At 32.1% G+C, this 4,628-nt stretch carries 4 protein-coding genes; all 4 read right to left on the bottom strand.

Going from position 1 to position 4,628, the window contains the following annotated elements:
• Positions 1 to 81 precede the first annotated feature (81 nt).
• The gene (locus EHQ70_RS17420) at positions 82 to 1,131 is read right to left on the bottom strand and encodes a hypothetical protein (RefSeq protein WP_135588566.1); all 1,050 of its coding nucleotides are present in this window, start codon (positions 1,129 to 1,131) and stop codon (positions 82 to 84) included.
• A gap of 184 nt (positions 1,132 to 1,315) precedes the next feature.
• Positions 1,316 to 2,395: a hypothetical protein gene (locus EHQ70_RS17425; RefSeq protein ID WP_135588568.1), complete on the bottom strand. Its 1,080-nt coding sequence runs from the start codon at positions 2,393 to 2,395 to the stop codon at positions 1,316 to 1,318.
• 724 nt (positions 2,396 to 3,119) lie between these two features.
• Positions 3,120 to 3,398 carry a hypothetical protein gene (locus tag EHQ70_RS17430; protein WP_135588570.1) on the bottom strand — a complete coding sequence of 93 codons (279 nt, stop codon included), beginning with the start codon at positions 3,396 to 3,398 and terminating at the stop codon, positions 3,120 to 3,122.
• A 402-nt stretch (positions 3,399 to 3,800) separates the two neighbouring features.
• On the bottom strand, positions 3,801 to 4,511 hold the full coding sequence (locus EHQ70_RS17435; protein ID WP_135588572.1) for a hypothetical protein: 711 nt from the start codon (positions 4,509 to 4,511) through the stop codon (positions 3,801 to 3,803).
• Positions 4,512 to 4,628 lie beyond the last annotated feature (117 nt).

Raw genomic sequence — 4,628 nt, forward strand, 5'->3', positions numbered from 1 at the left:
GGAGTGACAAAAGCCTATGTGTCGTAGACCGAACGAGGGCGTAAGTCCCGAAGTGAAGCGGTTAGTCGCTGTTATGCGTAGTTAAAAATGAGATAACAACTCTATCGCTATTTCCGGATCGGATGTCACTTGACAGTTAAAGTTATTGATCATTTTTAATTGTTTATTATTTATCAAACTAGAAATGTGTCCATCTGTAAGGAAGATATCCGAATATGGTATTGCAACTTTCGAGTGGAGGATATCAAAGCTTAAACTTTTCTGATATTCCATTGGTTTATTCCATCTGATTAGACTGTGGATGCCAGCTCCAATTGCAACGCTCGGAAAGATGTTAAATTTTTTTTCTTTATGCAAGATGTAGAAAATATGGTTACGGGTAGCTATTGTTTCTGAATTTACATCATATTCTTTCTCTCCCAGATTCCTTAAAGCGGTAGTAATATAGTCGGTATAGAAGTCAAGTGAGCCAAATAATTCTTTTCCTAACAGCTCGTCAAATGAATTTGAATCACTTAGGTTTTCTGCTTTTCCTGTTGTCAAAATTCTGAAAACTTCTTCTTCATGATCTTCGATATTCTGGAATTTCCCGAGATCTATTGCTGGATTTACAAATATATCAGAAAGACTTTTTTCCCAGCTGAAATTTAAGTAAGAATCTTCTAATTCTTCTCTATTTTCTGATTCGTCAAAATTTGGGAAGTTTGCATGATATGCAAAAATTGGCTTTGTATATATTGACTTCCTTCTTTCTTGAAAATCATTCAATTTTCCTTTAGCAAATAATACTGCATAATTTAGCTCATTTAGTTCTCTCTCAATCATAGGAATAATGCAGAAGTTTTTAGAAAGCTTTTGGAATATTTTAATTAAACTACTATAATTATTGTATTTTTTTTTCTTAAAATTTTCTCTTAGATGAATATCTGAAATTAGTGTAATAGCTTTCTTTTTTTCGATACTATCTAATAGAAGTTTGTAAAGTTCAGGTATTCCTTTTCTAACTACTAGATTGTTTTCAAATTTTATGAAATCTATCCAATAGTTTAAATCTAGATAAATAATTTTACGGTCTTGGTATTGGAAAAAAAGTTCCCTATTTTTGCTTAAAAATTTTACGAATGAATTCATTTTTAATTACGCATAACGAACTAGGCTTACTGAAGTTGTCCGACCCTGAGTCCCAACGGGACGTTAGGGACTGGCCACGTAGCTTGCGTATGCAAGCGAGTGCCAGAAGGGGAATGTGCCGCAGGCCAAGCGAGGCCGGCAGTGCCGAAGCGCAGCGTTTCCGTGCTGTTATACGCCGTCATATTTATGCCAGTATATTAACAGACTTTATGTCTATATCTGCTCCTCGTGAAACTCTAATGCTTTTCCTTGCCATATCTCCTTGCATCTCCGAAAGTAAAAACTGTAATTGAGTTTCAATATAGGATGCTTCTCCTTTCTTATTATTTTCAATGTAGGAATAATATTTTGAATGAAGTTCTAGAATCTTTTCGATATTTTCTAATTTTTGTTTTATTATTAACTGTTTTTTGTAATCGATATCGGTTTGTAAGAGTTCTTCTTGTAGTCTTTGTTTTGTTGGGAAAATTAAATCGTGTAATATATCTCCGAATATGTCTATATTGATCGTTACAGGGTTTTCTTTACTCAAATCTCTAATTATAAAATAGGACTTGGAGTCTTCTGAATTTTGTATTAAATCTGTTGCAGCTATGATAAATTGATTTTTGTTTGTAAGAATTCCTAAGACTGGTCGTTGAAGGTATGAAACTCTTTTTCTGAAATTATTTGTTAATTCTTGTACTGTTTGCTTTTCTAACTTTTCGATTTCAGCAAAATCAATAAATCTTTTTGAATTATATCCTTTTGATAATTGAGTTAATTGTTTTTCAATTTTACTTCGTTCTTTACGTTTCACAGTCCTTAATATTTGGCTTATTTTTTCTTCATATTTCTCCACAAATCTATCTCCAATTAGTTGATTTATGTTTTTTGAAATATATGATGTTCTTGGTTCTTTCTTTGATTCGATTGTTTCTTGTATAGAATAATCTAAACTTAGTAAGTCATATGAAAAATTTAGTTGTGAAAATAGTTTATTTGGAATGAGTGGAATAATTTTTCCAATATTTAGTAGCGATACTACTGATTTTTCGCCTAAATTGATTTTAGATAAAAATTTGTACGGTCTATCTATTAAGAAGGATTCTGATAATACAAATGCACTTCCAATACTTTCACTCTTGGAGATCATTCGCAATAGTTCACCTAAAGCTTCATGTTTGTAATGGTAGGAAGCGATTCTATTCAAATAGTTAGTTATTTCCCAAGAATTAAAGTTAATTTTGTCTGGTGTTTTTAGTGTAAGTCTGATATTGGGCATTTTCTACTCTATGAATGTATTTTAATATGATGGCGTATAACGAACTAGTGTTAACGAAGTTTCCCGCCCTGAGCCTGCGTAGTAGGCGTTAGGGATAGCGGGAAATTTGCCGCAGGCCGAACGAGGGCTCGTCCCGAAGTGAAGCGTTAAAACGCTGTTAGTTGCAGTGTGCCGTTCGAGAATATATTAACAATAAGAAAGAACTGGAAGTCCCACCAGAATTCTTCAACAGACGAAGCAAAGTAAATCAAAGAGAGACTTTGATCAACAAGCGTTAAGAGTTTAATATACTATTAATCTAGACTTCCGTATAAATAAAAAAGTGAAATAAAGAAACCTGACGAGAACGAAATTTAGCACATTGCAACTAACGAACTAGACTAACCGACGTAGGCTGGCCCTGAGTCCCAACGGGACGTTAGGGACTGGAACGACGCTTGCGTAAGCAAGAGGAGTGCCAGAAGCCTATGTGTCACAGACCGAGCGAGGGCGCAAGTCCCGAAGCGAAGCGGTTAGTCGCTGTTATATGCAGTTGCATTGAGACGAATTTTTTTATTTATTGATTATTGGAATTAGATATTTCGCATTAAATCAGTTACTTTCTGAGACAGAAAAAAAATTATTAAATGTCTTAATTAATTATTTTTGGTTTTAAATGGATAAATAATGAATTCGTAATACATAAATTATTATTTATCCAGTCTTAGGAGAGATTTAATGATTTTCAAGAAACAGGAATCAAGTCTGTTTCCCATGCACTGAACTCTTCTTCTGAAGACTTATTATTATGTGAATAACATAAAGGTAGTATGTATTCTTTACTGCTTTCTCCAGATTTAATAACATGGCCACCTACGTCAGGCTTTCCGTTGCAAGACATGGCTTCACATTTGGTGGCTTTTTTACCTTTTTTTTTCTCCCAGAAATCTAACCAACTTGAATAAGGAGACGGAGGAGTTTTTCCTGATGTATTGTTTTTGTTTTTTACCTTGATAAATTTCATTCATTAGCTCCTTGTTAATTTAGATAATGTTTATTATTGAATTTAATTATAAACTAAAACATCAATAAATTATTTCTATATGCAACGATTTTTTTATAGCAGAGTGAATAATTATACATTTTTGTTCATTTTATTGTTATAAGGAAATACTTTGAAATTCAATAAATAATAAAATATTGACAAAAATTGATTATTTATATCGAAACTATTGATGCAATTGCATATAACGAACTAGGCTTACTGAAGTTGTCCGACCCTGAGTCCCGGACGGGACGTTAGGGACTGGCACGTAGCTTGCGGATGCAAGCGAGTGACAGGAGGACAATTTGGCGTAGCCCAAGCGAGGGCTCGTCCCGAAGCGAAGCAGTAAGCCGTTGTTATACGTAGTGGCGAATTTATTGACTAGCCCAATATTGTTAATGTGTATTTCTCTATTTCTTTTTTTATAAAAATTATATCAATATTTCGCGTTTTATAAATGTAGTAACGATTTGTTATATATTTTGATATGCCATTTCTAATGGCTAATTTTTTTATATATTTTTCTATATCGATCTGAGAGGAATTTATTATGTATTCTTTTATTTTATGTTTTAATTTATTTATTTCTGTTTTATCTTCTTCATTTACTTTTATATTAATGTTTTGAATGAGATCATCAATTATTGAATCTATATCGGAGTCTATCAATAGTTTTGATTCCATACCGATTAATTCATACCCCAGAATAGGGTGAATAGATATTAACTCCATAATTTGAGAGTTGTACAATTGTCTTATTTGTTCGATATTTTTAAACTGATAGAACGGTTTTTTTGATTCTATAAAATGGTGAATTAAGGCTCGTAACTTTATATTGTCTAACCTTAGATCGGATGCATTAAGTTTGCTTAGATACTCGTTAATGAAAATATCTATATAATATGAAAATTCTGTTATTTTCTTTAAGTGAAATCTTATTTCATATAAAATTGCGATGGTTCGATTTCTGATTATTATTTTTTCTGCATTATTTTTAATAATAGAATTAAAGGTATTTAAAAGCCAGCCTACTATAACTGATATAATGGCTAAAATAAATTTTTCGTTTTCTTTGTAGATTATTTCTAGCATATGATTTTCTTATATGTTTTCTGATTATATAAAAAGCTATTTGGTATGACTTCAAGAGATGGGTAATGATTAAGCGGCATGAGAATGGTAACGCTTTTTAGTAACCTTTCTTGGCTT

Source organism: Leptospira congkakensis, from assembly GCF_004770265.1.
GTDB lineage: Bacteria > Spirochaetota > Leptospiria > Leptospirales > Leptospiraceae > Leptospira_A > Leptospira_A congkakensis.